This window comes from Duffyella sp. Ts4, from assembly GCF_051851875.1.
GTDB lineage: Bacteria > Pseudomonadota > Gammaproteobacteria > Enterobacterales > Enterobacteriaceae > Duffyella > Duffyella gerundensis.
This window is the reverse complement of record NZ_JBLYPN010000001.1, coordinates 528,808-548,633: the sequence shown is the minus strand read 5'-3', so window position 1 is coordinate 548,633 and position 19,826 is coordinate 528,808. Positions and strand designations below refer to the sequence as shown.

The window sequence follows — 19,826 nt, the reverse complement described above, 5'->3', positions numbered from 1 at the left end:
CAGGCACGATCGCATCCGGTCGACATTTACAGCAGATAAAGCAGTGGCGGTATGTCTGTTTGTTGCTGCCTCTGCTGACGAGGCTCCCTTACAACATTTAAGGAGCAACGTTTCCTCGCGAGGCAGAACCGTTGCAGGGGCATTTATTAGCAGGGCATCATGTTGCTGTGAAAGTGATGCCGGGATGAGGGCAGATATCTCTGATACCCGATCGAAGAAGACCTGGCTAGTGAACGCTCATCCCGGCGCGCTGTGTACAGGACTCCTGCAATCTAATCATTTTTTAACGGCCGCCATCAGAGCGGCCTTTTTGCGTTTCACGCCACTCGATATTTCTCAATTTACGCCTGCCAGCGAAGTGACGTGCTTTCTTTCCAACCATCAACAGCACCGACCGTGGTCACGGAGGTGATACGAGTATTGATATGAGCAAACTGGCATCAGGCGCTGTTTATGGCGCATCTGCCGGGACGATCGCCAACGGGCTTCTTACCTGCTTAAGTCCCGATGAATGGAGTGTTGTAGGCGTGCTGGCCGGTATTGTGGTGGCGCTTATTACGCTCGTGATCAACTGGTATTACAAACGCAAGGCCACGCTGGCGCAGATCAAGGCGCTTCAATGCTGGCCCATCGCATCACATATTACAGAGGACTAACCCATGGCTATGTCAAACAGCCTGCGCAATAAGCTAATGACTGCTGCGGGCAGCGGCGCCATGTTTATCGCTATGGCGTTCCTTGGCGGAAAGGAGGGGGTGGAAGGGCGACAGTATACGCCCTATCAGGATGTGGCTGGTGTCTGGACGGTCTGTGACGGGCACACCGGCAGCGATATCGTTCAAAGTAAGCAGTACACCGATCGTGAATGCAATCATCTGTTATCGGTTGACCTGCAGCCGGTCAAAAAGTCGGTCGACAGCATGGTAAAAATCCCGCTGGGCGAATATCAGCGCGCCGCGCTCTACAGCTTCACCTATAACGTCGGCACCCGCGCATTTTCTACATCAACGCTGCTAAAACAGCTGAATGCCGGTGATGTGAAGGGTGCCTGTGAGGCGCTTCGTCACTGGGTTTATGCCGGCGGCCAGAAGTGGCGTGGATTGATGAATCGCCGCGATATGGAGCGGTCAATGTGCCTGGCGGAGAATGCTGATGATCTGGCTGGCAAATAACTGGCGTTCGGTATTGTGGTGCTTGCTGGTGGCGGCTGTGGTGATGTTTGGCACCGCTGCCAGCCACTATCACGCCAAAATGTTGCAGGCACAGGAAAAGGTATCGACGGCACTACAGGCCCGGAAAAAGGCAGAGTCGATCGCCAGTAACCTTGTCACTGCCGTGACGCTCTTCAACGATATCGGAAAGGCGGCCCACGATGCTCGCTATCAAAACGAGACAGAAAGTGAGAAGCGTATTGTTTACATCAGGCAGTCAATTCAACGCGATGCGTGCGCTGCTCATCCTGTTCCCGCTGATGTTGCTGACAGCCTGCGCAAACACAACGAAAGAATACGTTCAGCTTCCGGCAGTGCCCATTCCGGCAGAACTGCTGGCTGACTGTGAAATACCTCCCGTACCAGAGTCGGTGACCTATGGCGACATTCTCGAAATGAATGAGATGCTTATGACATCGATAGAAAACTGCAACCGGGATAAACGCGCCATAAAAGAAATTGAATCCCTCAGGTAATTTATAAATTAATAACTAACTGCATTTTAAAGATTATTTATTTTAAAGAATAAATAAATATCCCCCCATGAGCAAAATGCTCAACAACCCATAAAGGTAATATCATGATCGAAGTAAATTCATTTGCTGAACTCCGTACCACTAAACCTTCTGCATCAGGCGAAATCGCATTGCTTAAACGCTATTACGACAAGGACTCAACCTTTAATGGCGGTGGTCGCTTCGTCGGCTTTACCAACACCACGGGTAAAGCGCCTGCGGATGATAAAGGCACCGTTGCGGTATCCTCTGCCGGCGATTATTACTGGCAACGTATTATTGATGACGTCTCCGCTATCAATATTTTTCATTTTGGCGGCAAGCGCTTACGGGGTTCAGATTTATTTGATGCAGATAACGGCACTGTTAACCACGACGCCTGCATCAATATGTATCGCTGGGCCAGAGGCTTTTCGTCACCGGTTGAGGATGTGTCCAAAAGTCCGATCCGTGATATCGGTATTCGTTTCCCTGCCGGTAAATTTACTATCAATCCTGTTGATTTAACCGGTGAGGGTGAACTGCCATTTTTCAATATGTATGGCGACGATTGCGAATATGGCGTTGCGCCCAGAACTATCATTACTTCTGATAAATCCAGCAATGTGGTATTTAAAGTTAAAGCACGACGCATGGCTATCCGCGGTATTTTCTGGGATGGTCAGGCAACAGCGGATACCACTGCCAATACCGGCGCTATTACCGCCGCAATGGTAAGCAACCAGCAGTCATTTTTTCAAAACCTGACCATTGAAGGCCAGTATATCAATGTTACCTGCTTTCGCGCAGAAAACACCGGTAACTCTGTGTTCAAGTTTGTTGATACGCTGGATACACGACTGGATCAGATTTACTCAAAAAATACCTATAGCCGGGTATTTGACATTACCTGGTCCGATTCACCTCAGGGTAACTGGGACCACTCCACGGCCGTGGAGCTAACCAACTCCAACTTCCAGTATGGTTATGGGGACGCCACGCTGTTTATGCCGCGCGTAGGTCAGGGCCTGATTCGCAATGTGTGGATTGAGCACACACGATTCCCTGGCGATCTGAGTAATGGGCAGTGGATTATGGATGCATTAAGCATCGAATCTTCCGTTAACCCATTGAAACTCAACTATGCACGCGTATTGATGCGCCAGCTGAGCTTGCAGTCCGGTGGCAGCATTGATACTGAGCGCACCGGTACTGCACTGCTTTCAAGCTACGAGCACGGCTGGCGGCGTGATGAGAACTACGGCACTGAGATGACCGGCTCGATGAAGGCTGGCTGGTATTCGGGCCATCGCGTGACCAATAACAGCGATACCGATAAATGGTTCCGCGTGGGGTCGTTTAATTTCCGCAATGCTAACCAGCACTGGCATCTGGAATTTAACGGCAAAACCCTGCGTGATACCACCACCTCACCAACCGATAATCCGTTGCTGAGTAATGTGTGCGGTAAGACCCTGATCAACTTCTACCGCGGGTCAAGCTCGGTCGGCGGTAATATGCACTTTGAAGGGGATTCAGGCGTAAGCGACTGCTATTTGCTTTCCACTAACTCCGGCGCCACCTGTGAAGCATGGGTTAAATTGAAGGCGAAGAGTGGTGATGTGGTGGTTAATCTCACCACCACCGGCCCAACCCACTTTGATGCGGGCGAGAGTTCGCTGTTCTATCCTGATTTTACCGAAGATGCGACGTTGGATCTCAGCAGTAAAAGTCGTGTGGCGCTGTCGACGGTGATGAATTATCACAATGGTTCAGCAGGTTATGGCTTTGATGGCGGCATCATCACGCTGGCCTCAGAGGCGGCCGTGGCACCTGCCGCATCCGCAACGCCAGCGGGTTATATCACCGTTAAAATTAATGGCGTTAACCGCAAGCTCGCCTATTTCTAATCCGTTCACATCGTGTTTATCACAAGGCGCACTCTTCGGAGTGCGTTTAATTATAACCCTCTTCAGCAGTCATTCATGTTGTGATTTTTGAGCATCGTAAAATCACGGTGAATGACTGACTGTCACTCCCTGGCTAAAACGTTATTTTTTAAAATATGTGAAAAATAAACCAGGTGATTTTAGGCTGAATGATAAAAAGGAAAATTTATGTCTGATATGATTGTTATTTCTCCTCCCGTGGTCACTACGGGTGACAGTAGTGTGATGTATCCAGGCGGTAATGGCAGCGGTGGTGGCGCGGCAGGTGGCCCACCACCAAATGTAAGATATGCCACAGAATTACACAGCGGGAGTTATTACCATAACGCCACGCCTGCTACAGCGAAAGATTTAAAAAGTAACTTATCTGAGGAGAAGAAATTAGAAAATGCAATGTGGTGGTTTAAAAACTGCGTGTTCATTAATTTATGTGAGACCGCAGCAAGCCCTGTTGCCGAGTTAGCAAAGCGGTTTGACACGCCAGAGCGAATTAATTTCTCCCCTGATAATGGCCCACCTCAGTTAAGCAACTCCCCTTATGCTATTGCAGCTGCGCTGAGCAATTTTTTATGGGGAAATGGCAGAACCATGAGTGTGGATATCGGTGCACTTTCATTGCAATTTATTCAGGCAGGGAATATTCCTGGTTTTAATGAACGAATGAATTCAATTGGAAATCCGGGACGTTATGATCTGACATTCTCGTTCCCTTATAACACGGCCAGTTCTAATGTGTTTATGCCTTATATTTTGGGCAATATTACGCTGCAACTTGACGGGACTTTTACTCGTAATGCCACCGGGACGTGGTCTTTTGATGGCGTAGTCAGAGCTCAGGCGCCTGATTTATATGATTTCAACGCCAGCACACACCGAAGTAAAACTAACGAAGACTTGACCACCATTGGTCGATGGATGGGCGAGCGCTTCAGCGGTGTGCCTTATAAAATAGAGATTAATGGTGAAACGGCTGTTAAGTTCTAACAGGTAAACCAGCATGATTCTCATCTGGCTGTCTGAAGGAGGAGTCATATGAAAGGAGTAGTAAAATTTTTAGTTATGGCCGCCATAGCGTCAGGCGTGCTTGCTTTAGCTGCGATGATCGTTCTGATTATCTGGAGCAGACCTTCAAAGGTCGACGCTTCCGACGTTGAAGCATGCCGCCACTATGATAATCAGGCAATCATGTCAAAGGTTATCAGGGCTAAATCGGGTGACAGGTCTGCGTGGAAAAGCTTCTCTGATGCTCAGGATGTCGCTGAGAAAAATGGCATGCTTATCGATCCCGATCAGATATCATTTGGTAATGATATCTGGCTGGTTCCTTTCACTCAGCGCACAGGCCAGTCGGTGACTGAGGCGTTCTTCGGCATGCTGGACTGTACAACCGATCATGTCGAATTTAGCAAAAAGTGACGTCAGGCCCTATTGGTAAGACGGTATCACAAGGCGCATTCCTTGAGTGCGCCTGATGATGTTAGCTGCCATAACACGCCTTCTGTTAACGGTTAGCTACGCTGACCCCCTTTCTGCATTAAAACAATGCGTTTATCTCTTCAGTTAGCCGCGAAAAAGTGTCTTCATCTTTATCTGGTGAGAAAGATCAAAGTGCGCCTGCTTGCCTCGCTGCGCGAGAAAAATGGCCGGCAGCGGCGGTTGTGATTATCACCGGCGCAAAAGCGCATAAAAAAAGGCCGCTTTCGCGACCTTTTTTGCCAACTGTTCTGGATTACGCCGCTTTCAGCGCTTTCACATCAATGTCTGAACGGAAGATGCCGTGCTTTGATGCCTGCTCTTCAAAGAAATCGTTCAGCGCGCGTACCACGCTTTCACCCTGAATCAGCAGCGTATCTTCAATGGCCTGACCGCTTTTCTTCACGATGTAACTTACTGACCAGCTCATAGGTTGTGCATTCATTTTGTTCACTCCGCTTCATGTCATCGCTTATTTCGCCTTACCTTATTAATCGACCACATCACATCGAAACTTTACTGCTTTCTGTAAAATTTCTGCGCCCGCCGCGGGCTGTGCACCGCGTTACGCTGAACTCAGCCTCCGGCCGATTTCTTCTGGCCCGCATTTTGAGTTAGGCTGTTGGCCGGCAGGCCGTTTATTTTCCAGGGGGACGTAAGATGAAAAATGTTGTTCTGAGCATACTGGCGAAAATCTCTAAAATGGATGCCGCCACCAAGCAGCTGAGCGCCAGACTGGAAGCGCAGTCGCTGCTGATCGGCGCGCTGGTGCTGGCTGTCAGGAAAAGTGGCGGCGTCACTAATATGATTGAGAGCGTCAACAAGGCGATCAATTCGGTGCTCAACTCAGCAGAAGACGATGACGGCTTAAAATCAGATGCGGCGATTTTGCTCGGCGAATTTCAGGAACTGCTGGCGATTTCCAGGCTGATCGAAAGTGAAGATAGTGAAGTTGACCATCAGGAACTTTCGGCGCTGGCCCTTGCTGCGGACGCCGATTTGGAAAATAAAAAATAGTGGCCGACAGCCCGCCTTCCTTCATTACAGTCACTTTCATTTCGGCGGGCCGCAGCTGATCCGCCGCATTATCCTTGCGTCATCCCTTGCAGAGCACCCTTGCCAGCGCGGTGTACTCACAGGGCAAACCCACTGCGACAGTCAGTTTGTGTAATAAGTCACAAAAAAAAGCGCCTTTCGCCTTTATATTTAAGTAAACTTAAATTTCAGAGGATCCTGTGAGGGGTGTGTTATGGCAAGTTTTAATATCTCGATTGAACTGCGTGATAAAGAAAACGCGGCAGCTGATTACCAGCGGCTGCGCAGCAAAATGAACGAGCACGGTTTCAGGCACAGCGTCTCGGATAAAACCGGCACGCAATTTCGTCTGCCACGTGATGAGTACACCTGGTCAGGTTATGCCACGCGCCAAGAGGTGCTGGATAAAGTCTATTTGATTCTGGTGGAGTTTATTCCCGATCCCGGCGTGATGGTCACCGAAGCTGCCGGACGGGCGTGGCGCGGGCTGAAAGAAATCGATCTCTCGTGACGGTTATCGCGGCTGCCGCCTGGCAGCCTGCTTTTTTGTCAATCGCTCTTTCAGAAGCGGGCCTGCGCGTCCGCGGTGAAAAATCTTGCCAGCTCGCCGGGCATGCTGCCGCTTCGGCTGCTATCTTTAACCGGCAGCGAATCCCCCTGAGCGGCGGGGCGCAGAGTCGATATCTGCCTGAGAGCGCAAACAAACATGACCGGGTTTGTTTACCGGGAGGCACCCGGCGCTGCAACTTCAGTTACGCTATTTATCCGCGTCGTCTGCACCGTAATAGAGCTGGCCTAATTTAATTAAGGGCCTGCCCTGCGATTTACGATGCAGGTTAGTGTCGCGCAGCGAGTAGACACAGCCACAATATTCCTGCTGATAGAACTGCTCGCGCTTGCTGATCTCAATCATGCGCGACGATCCGCCCTGTTTCCGCCAGTTATAGTCCCAGTAAGTCAGGCCATAGCCCGCGGCGGCGCGATGGCCGCAGTCGTTGATCTGCTTCATATCTTTCCAGCGCGAAATGCCCAGTGAGCTGCTGATCACGTTGAAGCCGTGTTCAGCGCCATACAGCGCGGTGCGCTCGAAGCGCATATCAAAACACATGGTGCAGCGCGGACCGCGTTCTGGTTCCCACTCCATGCCTTTGGCACGTTCAAACCAGTTATCAGTATCGTAATCGGCGTCGACGAAGGGCACGTTATGCTTTTCGGCAAAACGAATATTTTCTTCTTTACGGAGAAGATATTCCTTTTGCGGATGGATATTAGGGTTATAGAAGAAAATGGTGTATTCGATGCCGGAAGCCTGAATGGCTTCCATCACTTCTCCTGAGCAGGGCGCGCAGCAGGAGTGCAATAGCAGTTTTTTTTCACCGGCGGGCAAGGTAAGAAGAGGGCGTTGAAATTCCTGCATGGGATATCCACAAATTTGATTAACGGTTAGCGCGCACCATAACAAGAATGGCGGCGAGGGTTAACCGCTAATGTGGTCCTGCTACGGTAAACCGCCTGCTAACGGTGGAATATCAGGCATCCCAGAAGCCGGTTTTCTCCAGCAGGCAACGCGCATAATCAAGTTCTTCGCTCGACGCACCTTTATTGGCTTCGCGCATCAGGCAGTCGTCATTGTTTAGCATCGGTGGACGACCGTAGCCCGGCTTGTCATACCATTCCAGCGACCAGCGGTTGGTGTGGCGATAATGATAAATTGTTAGCCAGCGGCTGCAATTGGCCGGATAGCCGCTGAGCACTTCAACTTTTTGCTGGGTGAGCGTGCCCATTAATGACGACAGAAAGCTGAGAAACTCGGGAACTTTTATCGCGCCGGTGATAGTTATCATAGGAACCTTGCTGGGCAACAGCGCACGCCTCCAAAAAGCGTCGCCTGAAATTCTGAATATTGACTATAGCCGCAAGGAGTAATAATTCCCGTCCCTGATGAATAAAAAGTAAAAAAGTAGACCGGGCGCGCGATTTTTATGCACCCTCAGGCCAAAACGGCGGTGTGGTAAAAGAGACGCTCATACCAGATTAATCTGTTTCCTGCGCAAAAGTCCCCCAACTCAACTAAATTAAAGTAAACTTAAATATCATTTCTCGACAGGGTAAGGGGTACCATATGGCTAGTTATACCATCCGCGTTGAACTACGCGATGCCACGGCAGAGGATTATGAAAACTTGCATGAACTGATGAAACATCACGGCTTCCGGCGCAGCCTGATTTGCAAGCAGGGCACCGTGTACTGGTTGCCGCAGGAGGAGTATGTCTGCGTCAGTTTTGATACACGACAGGAGATTCTCGATCGCGCTTTTCAACTGGCCACTGAGGTCAGCGTCAATCCGGCAGTGCTGGTCACGGAATCGACCGGTCGCACCTGGCGGGGACTTGAGGCGCTTGACTGCCTGTAAAGCAGCTACACATCAACTACACCCGATTACGTGACGCCGTTGGCTAGCGTGGTCGGGTGGTCTTGCCGTGGCTGCGGGCGAGCTAGCTGGCACCAGGCAGATAAGCGCCGCTGGCAATAAACCACACCAGCAAGCCCACGCCGGCGATAATGATCGCGATGGGAAAAAGCACACCGATACGCATCTCTGTTTCCTTGAGGTTGAACTGCGCACAACGGCGCAACGGAACGGAATTATAACGACTATTGCTGCCCGGCAACAGCACCTGCCTCGCCCCCACCACAACAAAAAAAGGGCCACATACCTTGCGGCTGTGGCCAAAAAACTCTCCCATTCGCGCTGCGGCACATGTTTCCGCATAAACGCATTGATGACAGCACGTCATCGCTGGCGCCACTCACTGAGCAGCGCCAGCGCTGCGGTCCCGGCATCGTCCTGCTAGCAAGTATGTTAAAGATAACTTAAATAAAATTGCAAGCTTATTGCGCGCTGAATGCAAAAAAGTCAGTAACGGTAATCTGTCACTACGCCTGCACCGTGGTTTTTTGCCGGTAACGGCGATGCTCTATCAGCGTGCCTGCCAGGCTCACCGGCGTTTGATTGGATCGCAGGGAAGGGTAATCGTCATTCAACGGCACCAGTTCGAACACCTCTTCACCTTCCACTATGCCGCGTGGCCGGTATTTCGCAAACAGCGCTTCGCTGCCGGTGGCCGCCACGACAAAATCACCGGGTATCGGCGAGACCGCCGGGTCGATGATGATGGCATCACCGGCACGAAATTCTGGCTCCATCGCGTTACCGGTAATGATCAGGGCGAAGGCAGCACCCGAGAGATCCACATTACTCTGTAGCCAGCTAACCCGTTCAGGCGCCTCAAGAAAGGCGGTTCCGCGCCAGTTAGCGGCCTGCTGATAGCTGATAATCGGCACCGCATGCGCGCGCTCCGTCGGGCTGGTGGGCAGCATAAACAGATCGCCTTCACCATCAAAAACCCAGGCGGGCGTGCAGCCGAGCGCCGCCGCAACCCGCAGCAGGTTTTCCCCGCGCGGCACGGTTTCATCCTTCTCCCACTGAGAAATCGCGACGTGTGAAACGCCGACTTTTGCCGCCAACGCTTTCTGCGTGAGCCGGCATTCTTTGCGTCTCGCCCGAATGCGATCGCCGATAGTTTGTCTGTTCATAATTAAGTTACCTTAAATGAGCTTGACTTAAGTTTTCTTTAGATAAATAATTTAAGTATTCTTTATATTTGGCTGGTGCTAATCAGTCAACAGGTTAAGGAATCTGAATTACCCGCTCTTTCACAACGGACATGATGTCCTATAGCCGCCGAACAGGTGGCAATTCTTGGCAGTTATTTCCTGCATTTATAATGTCAGGCCCCGCTACGTCCGTCGCGAGGCGCCTGCACTCTCCCTGATACGTTTTTTTTCACAATTATGCACCTGCGCTGGCGCCTGGCTTTCGGCGCTGCCTGGTGCGCTATGGCAGTTCATTAGTGACGTCAGGAGGCATCATGACCACATTTCATCGCATCGCCAGCAACGCTCGCCGTTGTCCGCTTTGTTCGCAACAGGCACTTTTTCTGCCTTATAACCGCTCCCGTATTGGGGCAATACCCTGGGCTTCAGGATTTCCCTCGCAAGGTAAACCATTACACATCACGCGCACCACCACACTTTGGCTGATTGTTAACACGCAGAAGCTGACGCATGAGCTTTTGCGGTGAGGGCGGGTTGTTATCAGCGCGGCGGGCTACCCGAGGTAGCGTCGCGATTATCACGGCAACCCTATTTGTGGCAGGTTTTAGCGGAAATAACGATGAGCAAATATCCCTTTTTATTCTTGTTAACGTTTTTTAGCCGAGTCAAAGAGGTGGGGCATGGAAAGTAGTTTGATTACCAGCATCGGCGCACTCCTTCTTGGCGGTAGCGCTGCGGCACTGTTCTGGAAACCCCTGATGGCCGGTCTGGCCACCATCATCACCAGCAATCGGGCAGGAGGTGAAATCATTACCAGCTACAAAGAGCAGGTTGTGTGGCTCAAGGAGGCCAACATCGCCCTCAGAAAAGAGAACGACGATCTTCGCACGCGTCATGAACAAAACATGCGTTGCATCTCCTCACTCGAAAACGATATGCGTCTGATGAAAAACTCACTTGGCATCCTTAGAACGATGACCGAAGTTGAGCAGAGCGATAAGTTCAGTAAGGAGATCAACCGGTTAATCACCACTCTGGAGACTATCAGCGATGACAACTGTTAACGATTCAATACGGCCCAGGAACTTCAAGCGCAACATTATTATCGGCAGTGTTCTGCTGGTTGCCGCAGTGTTTTGCGTGGTGATGACGGTGATTTTTGCCTACGTCAGTAATCAGGCAAATCAACAGCTGGACAGCATTCGTAAGGATTATCGTGAAGCGGCGGTGCGCCGCGAAGCCAAGGTCGATGCAGTATCAGAACAGGTAAAGCTGTTACAGCACAAATTGGATGTGCTGCCGAACCGGACGGCGGACATGACGGCAGATAGAGTCAAGTCGGTGGTTAAGGAAGAAAACGCCCATTAAGTACCCCGGCAGTGGCTTTTCTGTTGTCACTGCCTGTTTTACCTCCCCAAGGAATTCGCCATGAACGTTACCCCTTTAATTTGGAGCGCTTTTAACGCGCTTTTTTTCTTTAAAAAGACGCAGGAGTCTACTATGTCCGATATCAACGCAGTTACCCCAAACACCATCGCCATTCCTGAACAAAACCTGACCGATTCGGCAGCGGTGAACAGTGCGCAACCCGTAGCGACAGCAGCAGAAACCCCCGTTGAAGCCAGCCCGCGGGATCCGATGTTTGATGCCCCGCCCGCGCGGACGATTGATGCTGTCGAAGAGGCGACCGCCACCGCACCACCGGCCACCGCGCCAGCCGAAAAAGCTGCCGATGCCGCCACTACCGTCAGCACCGCACCGGTGGAAACCGCACCAGCCGCGCCGGAAGCGGTAGCCGCTGAGCCAGTAGATGTTGCCGCTGAGCCAGCCGCACCTAATGCTGATGCTGCGCCCGCTGAACCGGCCGATGTCGTCGCAACTGCCAGCGCTGCGCCGGAAGCGGTAACCGCTGCGCCGGTAGATGTTGCCGCTGAGCCAGCTGCGTCCAGTGCTGATGCAACATCCACTGAACCGGCCGATGCCGCCGCAACTGCCAGCGCCGCGCCGGTAGAGGTAGCACCAGCCGCGCCGGAAGCGGTAACCGCTGCGCCGGTCGATGTTGCCGCTGAGCCAGCCGCATCCGCTGCGGATGCTTCGCCTAGTGAACCGGCCGATATCGCCGCAACCGCCAGCGCTATACCACCTGAAGCCGCGCCGGTTGAGATCCCACCCGCGCGCAGCAGTGCGCCAACAGCGGATAACGCGGTATCCTATCCATCTGAAGCCGATGAGCAGCGAAGCGTGCACGACGCGGTCACCGCAGGCGTGAACGACTTTGAGCAGGCGTTTGATTTTGTTGAGCAAGGTATTGCCCGGCTGGGGCAGGCGGCTAAAGATGAGCTGAAGCTACTGGCGAAGAAGTATCTGTAAGTCATGAACCGGCCCGCGATGGCGGGCCGGTGAACAGCTCGGTTATACGTTACCCACGCTGGCACGGGTGATATCAGTCGGCGAGGTCGCCGCCAGACCAGGTACCAGAATCACCTTGCGACAATCCTCTTTACGCTTCTCAAAAATTTTATACGCCTCTGCCGCATCGTTAAGCGGCAGATGATGCGTCACGATCTCTTCCGGCGTCAGCAGCCCTTTTTCAATCAGCGCCAGCAATTCCGGGAGATAGGCGTGCACGTGCGTCTGACCCATTTTAAAGGTCAGTCCTTTATCGAAGGCGTCGCCAAACAGGAAGCCGTGAATAAATCCGGCATAAACGCCCGGCACGCTGACGATGCCGCCGCGACGTACCGCGGCAATACACTGGCGTAGCGCTTTGCCGCTGCTGCCTTCCAGTTTCAGGTTGGTCAAAATGGTTTCGGTAGTGCTGCCTTTGGCCTCAAAGCCCACGGCATCAATCACCGCATCAACGCCGCGATTGCCCGCGGTGTGTTCGATGATCGCTTCTGCCGGATCGTCAATTTCATCAAAATTGATCGGGATAACACCGTAACGCTGCTGAGCAAACTGCAGGCGATACGGGTGATGATCGACCATAAAGATCTGTTCCGCACCGGCATAGCGGGCGCAGGCGGCAGCCAGCAGGCCAACCGGCCCGGCACCAAAAATGGCCAGGCTGGAGCCTTTGCTCACCTGGGCATTTTTTACCGCCTGCCAGGCAGTGGGCAGGATATCGGTCAGGAACAATACCTTATCGTCTGACAACGTCTGCGGCACTTTGAACGGGCCGGTGTTGGCTTTCGGTACGCGCACGTATTCCGCCTGGCCGCCCGGGACGCCGCCGTAAAGGTGACTGAAGCCAAACAGCGCCGCCGGAGGTGGAATCTGCTTTTTATTGATGATAGCGCCACGGCCGCTGTTGGTGTTTTCACAGGCAGCAAACTGATCGAGATGGCAGAAAAAACATTCGCCGCAGGCGATAACAAAAGGAATGATGACGCGATCGCCTTTCTGCACCGCGGTGACGTCGCGGCCGGTTTCCACCACTTCGCCCATGAACTCATGGCCAAAAATATCACCGTGTTTGGTCTGTGGAATTTTGCCGCGATAAAGGTGCAGATCGGATCCACAGATCGCCGTGGCGGTAACGCGAAGAATAATGTCGTCCTGCGCTTCAATAATCGGATCGGCAACATTATCAACGCTGACATTGTGCGGACCATGATAGGTCAATGCTTTCACGAATACGCTCCTGGAGCACAAAGGGGAGTCTATTAGTGTAGCCAGGCTCCGGCAGACGTTTCGATTTCTACTGTATAAATAAACAAGCGAAACGGCTTCCGATTATTCTTAAGGACGAAACGGGATTATCCGCTACGCTTTAAAAGGTAGTCAGGATTTTTATCCAATATCCAACCAGAGGGAAACGAGCATGAGTGACAAAATCGAAGAAGTGGTACCGAAAACCAAAACCGATTATCTGGGTGATGTCGCTTCACAGTTGAAAGAGATGCGCCACTACGCAGAGCACAACACCAAAACGCTCTCTTCTCAGTATCTGGCTTTCGAAGCCGGCGAATACAAAGATGATGAATTCGCGGGACGCATCAATACTCTGCTGAACGAGCAGGGGAAATTGCTGGAAGATATTGAAGGTCTGATTCAGGACCTGGAAATTTCTGTCAATCGCAGCAATCAGGAAGGTTAAGTCCGCTGATTGATACAGTTTGACACAGAAAAATAAAACGGCCCGCAGAACAGTGTGGGCCGTTTTTTTGCTTATTCTGCCACCAGCCACATGTCGGCTTCTTCAAACATCTCTTCAATGATGCGCGCCATAATGGCCTTGTCACCTTTGCTGGCGTCGGTATCAATCGCGTTACGCTGCATCGGCTTTACTTTCACTTCCATCGCCGGAAAGACACGCTGAATGCGCTTGGTCAGTTCTTCTAAAATCATCTCATTTGCGCCGGGCAACCCTGCCACGTTGCGCTTATCGTAAACCAGTTCCACAAACATTTTTATTGCCCTTATTGAGACACGCTTTCATTGCATATCATAATACTGGTTGCGTATACAGTATCAAGTAAAAAACGCCGTGGCTCAGGGTTTATCACGTGAAGGTTGTATATCGGGCGACTATTTGGCAGATTGTGGAAATTATTTCATAGCGCAATTGCTACAGGGAAAACCCATGAAACAACTGGTCGTCGACATCTTATTGAAGCTGGCAAAAATGGATGTTGATACAAAAGAGCTCACCGCGCAGGTCGAAGCGCAATCACTGCTCATTGCGGCACTGCTGATCAACGCCAGAAACACCAACGATCAGAGTATTTCCGATACCGTTCAGGATGCGATTGTCACCGCGTCGCGCTCATCCACTGATTTTCTGCAAACCGATGTCGATCTGCTGCTGACCCACGTCAACCGCCTGCTCGCCGTCACCAGCTACGTCGAAAGCAAAACCGCCTGACGTCGGGCTACCTCTGGTAGTGAAAACTGCCGCACCTCCAGAGGCCGCTTCACTTTACAGCTCGTTCTTACGGCAGAACGCTTCCCACGTCATGCCCAGCGCTTCAGCATGCGATTTCAGATAGGCTTCAATCGCTTCGGCGGCCACCGCTTTGTCCGGCTCAGCCAGCTGAATAGAAAACAGCATGGCATCCTGCTTCTTCTGCCGTAAAAAGGCGGCGTAAATCCGATCGGCCTGCAAATCACGCAGCTGACGCAGCGACATGCCAGCGGTGCGGGCATCGGATTCGGTCAGCTGCTCCAGCGCCTGCTGAAAATCGGGCTGCGCGGATAAAAACATACTGCGCGCAAGGACGTAATACTCTTCGGGTGTTTTCATTACCTGCTCCTGAAAATGGGCGTGCGCCCAGTGTAACTGCTATCGTTGATGCTGTCAGGCGCCCGGAAGCCGTGTGCGGCTTGCATAACCGGTGAGAAAAATTATAACGTAGCGGCCATCGCATTGATGGTTAGGGATTGAAGATGAAAAAGTGGATGTTACTGAGCGCGCTGGCGCTGGGCGGCTGTGCGCAAATCACTGATTATCAGCAGGCGGTAAAGACGCCAGCACCGGCTAATTTGCAGGGTAACTGGCAGACGTTTGGCCCGCAAAGCGGCCTGCGCAGTGATAAAGCGATCGGCAGCCTGATTGTCAACGCGTCCGGCGATACGCTGGATTGCCGTCAGTGGCAGCGCGTGATCGCAAAACCGGGTAAGTTAACCCAGCTGAACGGTGATTATGTGAACGTGACCCGCCAGCTGCGCGTGATGCCGCTGGAGCAGGAAGGCAGCGAGCTCCATTACGACGGCCTGACGCTGCGTAAAGTCGAGCGGCCAACGGTGGAGTGCCAGCAGGCGCTGCAGATGGCAGAGCAGGATGCCAAAGTGCAGGTGATTCAGAATATTGAGCCGGAAAGCCTGAAAACGCGGATTACCCAGGCCACCGAAGCGAAGCCAGCGGCTGCACAAGCCGAAAAATAACCGTAAAAAAGGGCGCATGGGTTGCGCCCTTTTTTGTTTGTTGCTTCAGCCCGTTTTAGTCCGCTTTTACCCAGACGCTTACGCTGCCGCCGTTACAGCGGAACTGTCCATTGCCCGCCTCATCACACTGCACCCGATCATCGCGATGGCCGAGATAATCGCGCCACTGCGTATTGGCAAAGCCGTCACCCAGCGCCACGGTTTTTTCGCCTTCATCGCCGTTGGAGAGCACCACCACGCAGCCTGGCTGTTCGGCGGTGCCGCTGCGGCTAAACGCCACGCAGTTTGGATGATCGAAATAGTTGGTCTGCACGCCGTGCGCATATTGCTGGCGCGCGCGAATCAACGCTTCCAGTTCCGGTATCACCGGCATCTCCACCTGATGCGTTTCACCGTCGCTGCCTTCGTCGCCATAGCTGGCGCCAAACAGGTCGGGATAAAACACGGTAGGCACACCTTGTTCACGCAGCAGAATCAGCGCATAGGCCAGCGGCTTAAACCAGGGTTCCACCGGCGCTTCCAGCGACTGCAACGGTTGCGTATCGTGGTTGGCGACAATGGTCACCGCGTGGAAGGGATCGCGCTCGACCAGCGTATTATTAAAGATGGTGCTCATGTCGTATGAGGAGCCTGACTTTGATGCCTGATGAAAATTCATCTGCAGCGGCGCATCGAACAGCATGGTTTTGCCTTCGACCTGATGGATATAGTTCATCAGCGTGTCGGTGTCGTGCGACCAATATTCGGCCACGATAAACATCGGATCCTGCGCCACATCCTGAATGTGATCGATCCACTCTTTATAGAACCAGGCCGGAATGTGCTTCACCGCATCCAGACGAAAACCGGTGCACGGCAGCTGTTCCATCATCCAGCGCGCCCAGTATTTCAGCTCTTCGGTCACTGCGGTGTTGCGGAAATCGATGTTAGCGCCCATCAAATAGTCGAAGTTGCCCAGCTCGCCGTCGACCTGATCGTTCCAGCCGTCGCCGGTATAATCATTGACGATCTTAAACAGGCCGTTTTCATCCGGGTTTTCGATATGGTCAACGCCGTTGAAGCATTTGTAGTCCCAGACAAATTTTGAATACTGGCCGTTACGCACCGGGAAAGAGAACTTCGTCCAGGCTTCCGCCACGATCTCTTCGCTGCTGATTTCCTCACGGTTGTCAGGATTCACGCGGTTGACCGCCATGGTCTCTTTTTCGTCGGCGCCCATTTTATGGTTGAGCACCACGTCCATGATCACGCCAACATTATGCTGGCGCAGTTTATCCACCGCGTTGAGTAATTGCGCTTTGTCGCCATACTTGGTGGCCTGGCTGCCTTTTTGATCAAACTCACCGAGGTCAAACAGATCGTAGGTGTCATAACCGACTGAATAGCCGCCTGATTCCCCTTTATAGGCCGGTGGCAGCCAGACCGAGCTGATACCAATTTCTCCCAGCCAGGCCGCGCGTTCCGCAGCTTCAGGCCAGAGTTTACCGCCATCCGGATAGTACCAGTGGAAAAACTGCAACAACGTGGGGTTTTGCATCTCCGTGCTCCAATGTGTCTGCCTGAGAATTGAAGTATGGAGGAGGTTAAGCGAAACGCGCGGTTTAGCAGAAATATATTTATCGCTGCTAAACCGTGGAAAGCGAAAGAGGGGAGTTAGAGCGGATCCTGCTGCGGATAAAGCACGTTACCGCGCATCGACGTATAGGTGCTGTTAAGTGATTTCTGCTTGCCAGATTGCGTGACCAGGCTGGCCAGTTCATTCATTCTTTCCTGCAACAAAACGCGGACCTGCGCCTCATTATCAAGAATTGTGCGTAATACAGGGCGCAACTGAGTCAATGTCTGCGGAGAAATTGGCGACGCTTGTGTGGATTGCGACAGGCGTTCAACCGCACCAATGTAATCGACTTCCGTTTCGATCAGCTCATCCCAGCGTCCTGCGGAGGCCAAACGTAACATCGTCTGGCTGAGTGATAAAAGTTTCTGGTAGGTCATAAGCAGGTGCGGTTCGATAACCATTAGACAGCGTCCTGAAAGGTGGCGGGATCCAGCGATTGCTTCCACGCATCGGCGATATTGCGCAGCAGGCCTTCAACTTCTTCCACCGCCGCCGCATCGTTATGCAGATTAGCCTGTAACAGACGGCGCACCATATAGGCATATAATGCCATCATGTTGTCCGTGAGTTCGTCGCCGCTATTTTCTTCTAAACCATGTTTAAGACCATTTTCAATAATATTGATGGCCTTGGTAAGGGCAGCACCTTTCTGCTGGATATCATTTTCCAGCATAAACAGGCGCGCGCGAACCAGCGCACTCAGTGCGCCATCGAAAAGCATAGTAACGAGCTGATCGTGATCGGCACTCATCACGGCGCTTTCCAGGCCGACGCGAGCATAAGCGGCGGCCCCTGACTGGTTATACATTTAGTGACTCCCTACTCAAGCTATTTTGAGTCAGAACTTGAGCTAAACTGCTGGGTCAAATAACTTGATGTTGCATTCATCTTGGACATAAACGCATCAAGTTGTGTAAATTGCGCTTTATAACGCGCCATCGTGGCATCAATACGGTCCTGCATCGCTTCATAGCGATCGCCCAGTAAATCCAGCTTGCTGTTAAGGCCGTCGGTGGCATTTTTCATCAAGCCTTCTTTACCCACGCTGGTGCTAAGCATGTCAGTTAAGGAGGTGCCTAACTGGGTGCTCAGACCGGTGGTTTTACTATCGCCAACAAAGAACTCCGTAACGGCCTGCGGCGTCTCATTCAGGGCCTTGGTCAGCTTGGTGTCATTAATCACCAGATTGCCCGTGGAACCGTCTGGGTTAACCGTAGGATCCTGCGTAATGCCCAGCTGTGCCAGGATTGCCACTGAACCGCCACTCTGCGGGCTGGAAATCAGACTGCGTAAACGTGCCTGCACGGTGCGAACCGTGTTATCACCCAGCAGGGCACCGTTGTTTGACGCCTGATCATCTCCTTTAGCAACCGGGGTATATTTGGTTGCGCTGGCAATGACGGCGTTAACGTTGTTGTAGGCGGTAACAAAGTTCTTAATCGCGGTTTTTACGGAGTCAACCGAGCGACTTACCTCAAGATTTTCCGGTGCGGTGGTGACCGATTTCAGGGTCAGCGTTACGCCTTCCGGCGCGCCGGTCACCGTGTTGCTGGCACTCTCAATGGCAATGCCATTCACTTCCAGCTTGGCATTTTTTGATGCCGTTTGTACGCTCATGCCATTGCTGCTGCCGCCAGCGCTGTAGCCGATGGCCGCCTGCAAGGTATCGTCGCCTGATACGCTGATTGTCATATCATTTGCGGTACCGGTTGCTTTGGACGAGAGCAACAGATGATAGTTGCCGTCGCTGCCTTTAATGGTGGTGGCGGCAACGTTGGCACCGCTGGTATTAATGGCTTTAACCACGTTGGTTAATGACGTCTGATCATCGGTCAACGTTAGCGTAATCGGTGTACCGCTGCCCTGTTGAATAGAGAGCGTGCGGGTGCCGCCTGTGGTGGCGCCCAACTGTGCTGTGTTACTGGCCAGTGAGCCCGAGACCAGCGTTTGCGCGGAGGCAGTCTGGCTTACCGAAACCGAATAGCTCCCGACAACAGCAGAGCTGGCGGTGGTCGCGCTGAATGCGGTATTGGTACTGGTTACCGCCGTTGCATTAAAAGTATCGACTTTAGCCAATGCCGCTGTTGCCGTTTGCAAGCTCTGTAGTGAGCTTTGCAATTTACCCAAAGCGGTTAATTTGCTTTGGGAATTTGTTTGTTGAGCGGTAATTGTCGTCAGCTTGGACTTTTCACCAGCCTCTAACTTGTCATACAAAGAGCTCAGATCAAGGTTGGAACCTACGCCCAGGTTACTGATGGCGGCCATGATATTTCCTTTTTCAGCTTTGCAATTGTCTACGAGTTATCGGCGGGTATGCGCGAAAGTTTACCGGTTTTTTTCTGCCGTGAAGCGGCGAGTTGAACGCCTTCGCTACGCTATTTCTTACGATTAGCCGTAGCGGACAGAAGCAGAGAAGAGATGACGCACCTTAGCAGAGCAATGACACCGATAGCGCGCTGTTCTTTATAGCAGAAGGAGAGTGGCAGGATCTCTGTTACGGCTTGTTCAAACGCTTCGCTGGCAACAACAGCCCAACCGCCTT

Annotated in this window: 29 protein-coding genes; 17 read left to right on the top strand and 12 right to left on the bottom strand. The window is 52.2% G+C overall.

Annotated features, from left to right (window positions below; all coding sequences use genetic code 11):
• The first annotated feature begins 425 nt into the window (after positions 1-425).
• The 7 genes from ACJY2L_RS02665 (at position 426) to ACJY2L_RS02635 (ending at position 5,070) form a co-directional block, all read left to right on the top strand.
• The gene (locus ACJY2L_RS02665; RefSeq protein ID WP_439212277.1) at positions 426-656 is read left to right on the top strand and encodes a class II holin family protein; all 231 of its coding nucleotides are present in this window, start codon (positions 426-428) and stop codon (positions 654-656) included.
• Positions 657-665: 9 nt separating this feature from the next.
• Positions 666-1,172 carry a lysozyme gene (locus tag ACJY2L_RS02660; RefSeq protein ID WP_439212662.1) on the top strand — a complete coding sequence of 169 codons (507 nt, stop codon included), beginning with the start codon at positions 666-668 and terminating at the stop codon, positions 1,170-1,172.
• Entirely contained in the window at positions 1,153-1,554 is a 402-nt protein-coding gene (locus tag ACJY2L_RS02655) for a hypothetical protein (protein WP_439212680.1), read from the top strand. The genes ACJY2L_RS02660 and ACJY2L_RS02655 overlap by 20 nt, the downstream gene beginning before the upstream one ends.
• Positions 1,442-1,687: an Rz1-like lysis system protein LysC gene (gene lysC, locus ACJY2L_RS02650; RefSeq protein WP_439212661.1), complete on the top strand. Its 246-nt coding sequence runs from the start codon at positions 1,442-1,444 to the stop codon at positions 1,685-1,687. Before ACJY2L_RS02655 ends, lysC begins: the two co-directional genes overlap by 113 nt.
• A gap of 104 nt (positions 1,688-1,791) precedes the next feature.
• A complete protein-coding gene (locus tag ACJY2L_RS02645; RefSeq protein WP_439212276.1) occupies positions 1,792-3,615 on the top strand; it encodes an amylovoran biosynthesis protein AmsF in 1,824 nt (607 codons plus the stop codon).
• A 207-nt stretch (positions 3,616-3,822) separates the two neighbouring features.
• Positions 3,823-4,638, top strand: a complete 816-nt coding sequence (locus ACJY2L_RS02640; protein ID WP_439212275.1) for a lipid II-degrading bacteriocin — start codon at positions 3,823-3,825, stop codon at positions 4,636-4,638.
• 48 nt (positions 4,639-4,686) lie between these two features.
• Positions 4,687-5,070, top strand: a complete 384-nt coding sequence (locus ACJY2L_RS02635) for a hypothetical protein (protein ID WP_439212274.1) — start codon at positions 4,687-4,689, stop codon at positions 5,068-5,070.
• Between the two features lie 313 nt (positions 5,071-5,383).
• On the opposite strand, the gene ACJY2L_RS02630 is transcribed toward ACJY2L_RS02635, so the two are convergent.
• Positions 5,384-5,572 (bottom strand): hypothetical protein, encoded by a 189-nt coding sequence (locus ACJY2L_RS02630; RefSeq protein WP_157883873.1) that lies wholly within the window; start codon positions 5,570-5,572, stop codon positions 5,384-5,386.
• 215 nt (positions 5,573-5,787) lie between these two features.
• Here ACJY2L_RS02630 and iraP (ACJY2L_RS02625) point away from each other — a divergent pair, with 215 nt between their 5' ends.
• Together iraP (ACJY2L_RS02625) and ACJY2L_RS02620 are read left to right on the top strand one after the other, a co-directional pair.
• Complete coding sequence (gene iraP / locus ACJY2L_RS02625; RefSeq protein WP_439212273.1) at positions 5,788-6,144, top strand: anti-adapter protein IraP; 357 nt, start codon at positions 5,788-5,790, stop codon at positions 6,142-6,144.
• Positions 6,145-6,376: 232 nt separating this feature from the next.
• Positions 6,377-6,673: a hypothetical protein gene (locus ACJY2L_RS02620; protein ID WP_439212272.1), complete on the top strand. Its 297-nt coding sequence runs from the start codon at positions 6,377-6,379 to the stop codon at positions 6,671-6,673.
• 246 nt (positions 6,674-6,919) lie between these two features.
• Here ACJY2L_RS02620 and ACJY2L_RS02615 read toward each other — a convergent pair whose 3' ends face one another.
• Both ACJY2L_RS02615 and ACJY2L_RS02610 read right to left on the bottom strand, forming a co-directional pair.
• The gene (locus ACJY2L_RS02615; RefSeq protein ID WP_439212271.1) at positions 6,920-7,579 is read right to left on the bottom strand and encodes an epoxyqueuosine reductase QueH; all 660 of its coding nucleotides are present in this window, start codon (positions 7,577-7,579) and stop codon (positions 6,920-6,922) included.
• Positions 7,580-7,691: 112 nt separating this feature from the next.
• A complete protein-coding gene (locus ACJY2L_RS02610; RefSeq protein ID WP_439212270.1) occupies positions 7,692-8,006 on the bottom strand; it encodes a hypothetical protein in 315 nt (104 codons plus the stop codon).
• Positions 8,007-8,284: 278 nt separating this feature from the next.
• Here ACJY2L_RS02610 and ACJY2L_RS02605 point away from each other — a divergent pair, with 278 nt between their 5' ends.
• Positions 8,285-8,575 carry a hypothetical protein gene (locus ACJY2L_RS02605; RefSeq protein WP_439212269.1) on the top strand — a complete coding sequence of 97 codons (291 nt, stop codon included), beginning with the start codon at positions 8,285-8,287 and terminating at the stop codon, positions 8,573-8,575.
• Between the two features lie 82 nt (positions 8,576-8,657).
• On the opposite strand, the gene ACJY2L_RS02600 is transcribed toward ACJY2L_RS02605, so the two are convergent.
• Together ACJY2L_RS02600 and ACJY2L_RS02595 are read right to left on the bottom strand one after the other, a co-directional pair.
• Positions 8,658-8,759 carry a YoaK family small membrane protein gene (locus ACJY2L_RS02600; protein ID WP_157883872.1) on the bottom strand — a complete coding sequence of 34 codons (102 nt, stop codon included), beginning with the start codon at positions 8,757-8,759 and terminating at the stop codon, positions 8,658-8,660.
• Between the two features lie 340 nt (positions 8,760-9,099).
• The gene (locus ACJY2L_RS02595; protein ID WP_439212268.1) at positions 9,100-9,759 is read right to left on the bottom strand and encodes a helix-turn-helix domain-containing protein; all 660 of its coding nucleotides are present in this window, start codon (positions 9,757-9,759) and stop codon (positions 9,100-9,102) included.
• Between the two features lie 335 nt (positions 9,760-10,094).
• Here ACJY2L_RS02595 and ACJY2L_RS02590 point away from each other — a divergent pair, with 335 nt between their 5' ends.
• From ACJY2L_RS02590 to ACJY2L_RS02575, 4 genes are all read left to right on the top strand, one after another.
• On the top strand, positions 10,095-10,307 hold the full coding sequence (locus ACJY2L_RS02590; protein ID WP_439212267.1) for a hypothetical protein: 213 nt from the start codon (positions 10,095-10,097) through the stop codon (positions 10,305-10,307).
• Positions 10,308-10,460: 153 nt separating this feature from the next.
• Positions 10,461-10,844, top strand: coding sequence for a hypothetical protein (locus tag ACJY2L_RS02585; RefSeq protein ID WP_439212266.1), 384 nt, complete (start codon positions 10,461-10,463; stop codon positions 10,842-10,844).
• Complete coding sequence (locus tag ACJY2L_RS02580) at positions 10,831-11,148, top strand: hypothetical protein (RefSeq protein ID WP_439212265.1); 318 nt, start codon at positions 10,831-10,833, stop codon at positions 11,146-11,148. The genes ACJY2L_RS02585 and ACJY2L_RS02580 overlap by 14 nt, the downstream gene beginning before the upstream one ends.
• A 132-nt stretch (positions 11,149-11,280) precedes the next feature.
• Complete coding sequence (locus ACJY2L_RS02575; RefSeq protein WP_439212264.1) at positions 11,281-12,150, top strand: hypothetical protein; 870 nt, start codon at positions 11,281-11,283, stop codon at positions 12,148-12,150.
• 42 nt (positions 12,151-12,192) lie between these two features.
• On the opposite strand, the gene ACJY2L_RS02570 is transcribed toward ACJY2L_RS02575, so the two are convergent.
• The gene (locus ACJY2L_RS02570) at positions 12,193-13,413 is read right to left on the bottom strand and encodes a zinc-dependent alcohol dehydrogenase (RefSeq protein ID WP_439212263.1); all 1,221 of its coding nucleotides are present in this window, start codon (positions 13,411-13,413) and stop codon (positions 12,193-12,195) included.
• 190 nt (positions 13,414-13,603) lie between these two features.
• Between ACJY2L_RS02570 and ACJY2L_RS02565 the strand changes: the two genes are divergently transcribed.
• Positions 13,604-13,879, top strand: a complete 276-nt coding sequence (locus tag ACJY2L_RS02565; protein WP_439212262.1) for a hypothetical protein — start codon at positions 13,604-13,606, stop codon at positions 13,877-13,879.
• A 71-nt stretch (positions 13,880-13,950) separates the two neighbouring features.
• Here ACJY2L_RS02565 and ACJY2L_RS02560 read toward each other — a convergent pair whose 3' ends face one another.
• Complete coding sequence (locus ACJY2L_RS02560; protein ID WP_187488727.1) at positions 13,951-14,190, bottom strand: DinI-like family protein; 240 nt, start codon at positions 14,188-14,190, stop codon at positions 13,951-13,953.
• 175 nt (positions 14,191-14,365) lie between these two features.
• Here ACJY2L_RS02560 and iraP (ACJY2L_RS02555) point away from each other — a divergent pair, with 175 nt between their 5' ends.
• Entirely contained in the window at positions 14,366-14,647 is a 282-nt protein-coding gene (gene iraP, locus ACJY2L_RS02555; RefSeq protein ID WP_067431629.1) for an anti-adapter protein IraP, read from the top strand.
• 54 nt (positions 14,648-14,701) lie between these two features.
• Here iraP (ACJY2L_RS02555) and ACJY2L_RS02550 read toward each other — a convergent pair whose 3' ends face one another.
• Positions 14,702-15,025, bottom strand: a complete 324-nt coding sequence (locus ACJY2L_RS02550) for a DUF6388 family protein (protein ID WP_439212261.1) — start codon at positions 15,023-15,025, stop codon at positions 14,702-14,704.
• Positions 15,026-15,168: 143 nt separating this feature from the next.
• On the opposite strand from ACJY2L_RS02550, the gene yedD reads away from it, so the two are divergent.
• Positions 15,169-15,666, top strand: a complete 498-nt coding sequence (yedD, locus tag ACJY2L_RS02545; protein ID WP_187486712.1) for a lipoprotein YedD — start codon at positions 15,169-15,171, stop codon at positions 15,664-15,666.
• Between the two features lie 55 nt (positions 15,667-15,721).
• Here yedD and amyA read toward each other — a convergent pair whose 3' ends face one another.
• The 4 genes from amyA to fliD form a co-directional block, all read right to left on the bottom strand.
• Positions 15,722-17,203 (bottom strand): alpha-amylase, encoded by a 1,482-nt coding sequence (gene amyA, locus ACJY2L_RS02540; protein ID WP_439212260.1) that lies wholly within the window; start codon positions 17,201-17,203, stop codon positions 15,722-15,724.
• Positions 17,204-17,319: 116 nt separating this feature from the next.
• The gene (gene fliT / locus ACJY2L_RS02535) at positions 17,320-17,685 is read right to left on the bottom strand and encodes a flagella biosynthesis regulatory protein FliT (protein WP_439212259.1); all 366 of its coding nucleotides are present in this window, start codon (positions 17,683-17,685) and stop codon (positions 17,320-17,322) included.
• Positions 17,685-18,092 (bottom strand): flagellar export chaperone FliS, encoded by a 408-nt coding sequence (gene fliS, locus ACJY2L_RS02530; RefSeq protein WP_439212258.1) that lies wholly within the window; start codon positions 18,090-18,092, stop codon positions 17,685-17,687. The genes fliT and fliS overlap by 1 nt, the downstream gene beginning before the upstream one ends.
• A gap of 20 nt (positions 18,093-18,112) precedes the next feature.
• Positions 18,113-19,549, bottom strand: coding sequence for a flagellar filament capping protein FliD (gene fliD / locus ACJY2L_RS02525; RefSeq protein WP_439212257.1), 1,437 nt, complete (start codon positions 19,547-19,549; stop codon positions 18,113-18,115).
• Positions 19,550-19,826: the final 277 nt, after the last annotated feature.

Bases quoted from the DNA above. Each gene is read 5' to 3' on its own strand.
- iraP (WP_439212273.1), top strand. From the start codon at position 5,788: ATGAAAAATGTTGTTCTGAGCATACTGGCGAAAATCTCTAAAATGGAT.
- ACJY2L_RS02575 (WP_439212264.1), top strand. From the start codon at position 11,281: ATGTCCGATATCAACGCAGTTACCCCAAACACCATCGCCATTCCTGAA.
- ACJY2L_RS02655 (WP_439212680.1), top strand. From the start codon at position 1,153: ATGATCTGGCTGGCAAATAACTGGCGTTCGGTATTGTGGTGCTTGCTG.
- iraP (WP_067431629.1), top strand. From the start codon at position 14,366: ATGAAACAACTGGTCGTCGACATCTTATTGAAGCTGGCAAAAATGGAT.
- ACJY2L_RS02645 (WP_439212276.1), top strand. From the start codon at position 1,792: ATGATCGAAGTAAATTCATTTGCTGAACTCCGTACCACTAAACCTTCT.
- ACJY2L_RS02560 (WP_187488727.1), bottom strand. From the start codon at position 14,190: ATGTTTGTGGAACTGGTTTACGATAAGCGCAACGTGGCAGGGTTGCCC.
- ACJY2L_RS02635 (WP_439212274.1), top strand. From the start codon at position 4,687: ATGAAAGGAGTAGTAAAATTTTTAGTTATGGCCGCCATAGCGTCAGGC.
- fliT (WP_439212259.1), bottom strand. From the start codon at position 17,685: ATGGTTATCGAACCGCACCTGCTTATGACCTACCAGAAACTTTTATCA.
- ACJY2L_RS02665 (WP_439212277.1), top strand. From the start codon at position 426: ATGAGCAAACTGGCATCAGGCGCTGTTTATGGCGCATCTGCCGGGACG.
- ACJY2L_RS02615 (WP_439212271.1), bottom strand. From the start codon at position 7,579: ATGCAGGAATTTCAACGCCCTCTTCTTACCTTGCCCGCCGGTGAAAAA.
- ACJY2L_RS02590 (WP_439212267.1), top strand. From the start codon at position 10,095: ATGACCACATTTCATCGCATCGCCAGCAACGCTCGCCGTTGTCCGCTT.
- fliD (WP_439212257.1), bottom strand. From the start codon at position 19,549: ATGGCCGCCATCAGTAACCTGGGCGTAGGTTCCAACCTTGATCTGAGC.
- ACJY2L_RS02605 (WP_439212269.1), top strand. From the start codon at position 8,285: ATGGCTAGTTATACCATCCGCGTTGAACTACGCGATGCCACGGCAGAG.
- ACJY2L_RS02600 (WP_157883872.1), bottom strand. From the start codon at position 8,759: ATGCGTATCGGTGTGCTTTTTCCCATCGCGATCATTATCGCCGGCGTG.
- amyA (WP_439212260.1), bottom strand. From the start codon at position 17,203: ATGCAAAACCCCACGTTGTTGCAGTTTTTCCACTGGTACTATCCGGAT.
- ACJY2L_RS02660 (WP_439212662.1), top strand. From the start codon at position 666: ATGTCAAACAGCCTGCGCAATAAGCTAATGACTGCTGCGGGCAGCGGC.
- lysC (WP_439212661.1), top strand. From the start codon at position 1,442: ATGCGTGCGCTGCTCATCCTGTTCCCGCTGATGTTGCTGACAGCCTGC.
- ACJY2L_RS02595 (WP_439212268.1), bottom strand. From the start codon at position 9,759: ATGAACAGACAAACTATCGGCGATCGCATTCGGGCGAGACGCAAAGAA.
- ACJY2L_RS02630 (WP_157883873.1), bottom strand. From the start codon at position 5,572: ATGAATGCACAACCTATGAGCTGGTCAGTAAGTTACATCGTGAAGAAA.
- ACJY2L_RS02565 (WP_439212262.1), top strand. From the start codon at position 13,604: ATGAGTGACAAAATCGAAGAAGTGGTACCGAAAACCAAAACCGATTAT.
- yedD (WP_187486712.1), top strand. From the start codon at position 15,169: ATGAAAAAGTGGATGTTACTGAGCGCGCTGGCGCTGGGCGGCTGTGCG.
- ACJY2L_RS02580 (WP_439212265.1), top strand. From the start codon at position 10,831: ATGACAACTGTTAACGATTCAATACGGCCCAGGAACTTCAAGCGCAAC.
- ACJY2L_RS02640 (WP_439212275.1), top strand. From the start codon at position 3,823: ATGTCTGATATGATTGTTATTTCTCCTCCCGTGGTCACTACGGGTGAC.
- fliS (WP_439212258.1), bottom strand. From the start codon at position 18,092: ATGTATAACCAGTCAGGGGCCGCCGCTTATGCTCGCGTCGGCCTGGAA.
- ACJY2L_RS02585 (WP_439212266.1), top strand. From the start codon at position 10,461: ATGGAAAGTAGTTTGATTACCAGCATCGGCGCACTCCTTCTTGGCGGT.
- ACJY2L_RS02550 (WP_439212261.1), bottom strand. From the start codon at position 15,025: ATGAAAACACCCGAAGAGTATTACGTCCTTGCGCGCAGTATGTTTTTA.
- ACJY2L_RS02610 (WP_439212270.1), bottom strand. From the start codon at position 8,006: ATGATAACTATCACCGGCGCGATAAAAGTTCCCGAGTTTCTCAGCTTT.
- ACJY2L_RS02620 (WP_439212272.1), top strand. From the start codon at position 6,377: ATGGCAAGTTTTAATATCTCGATTGAACTGCGTGATAAAGAAAACGCG.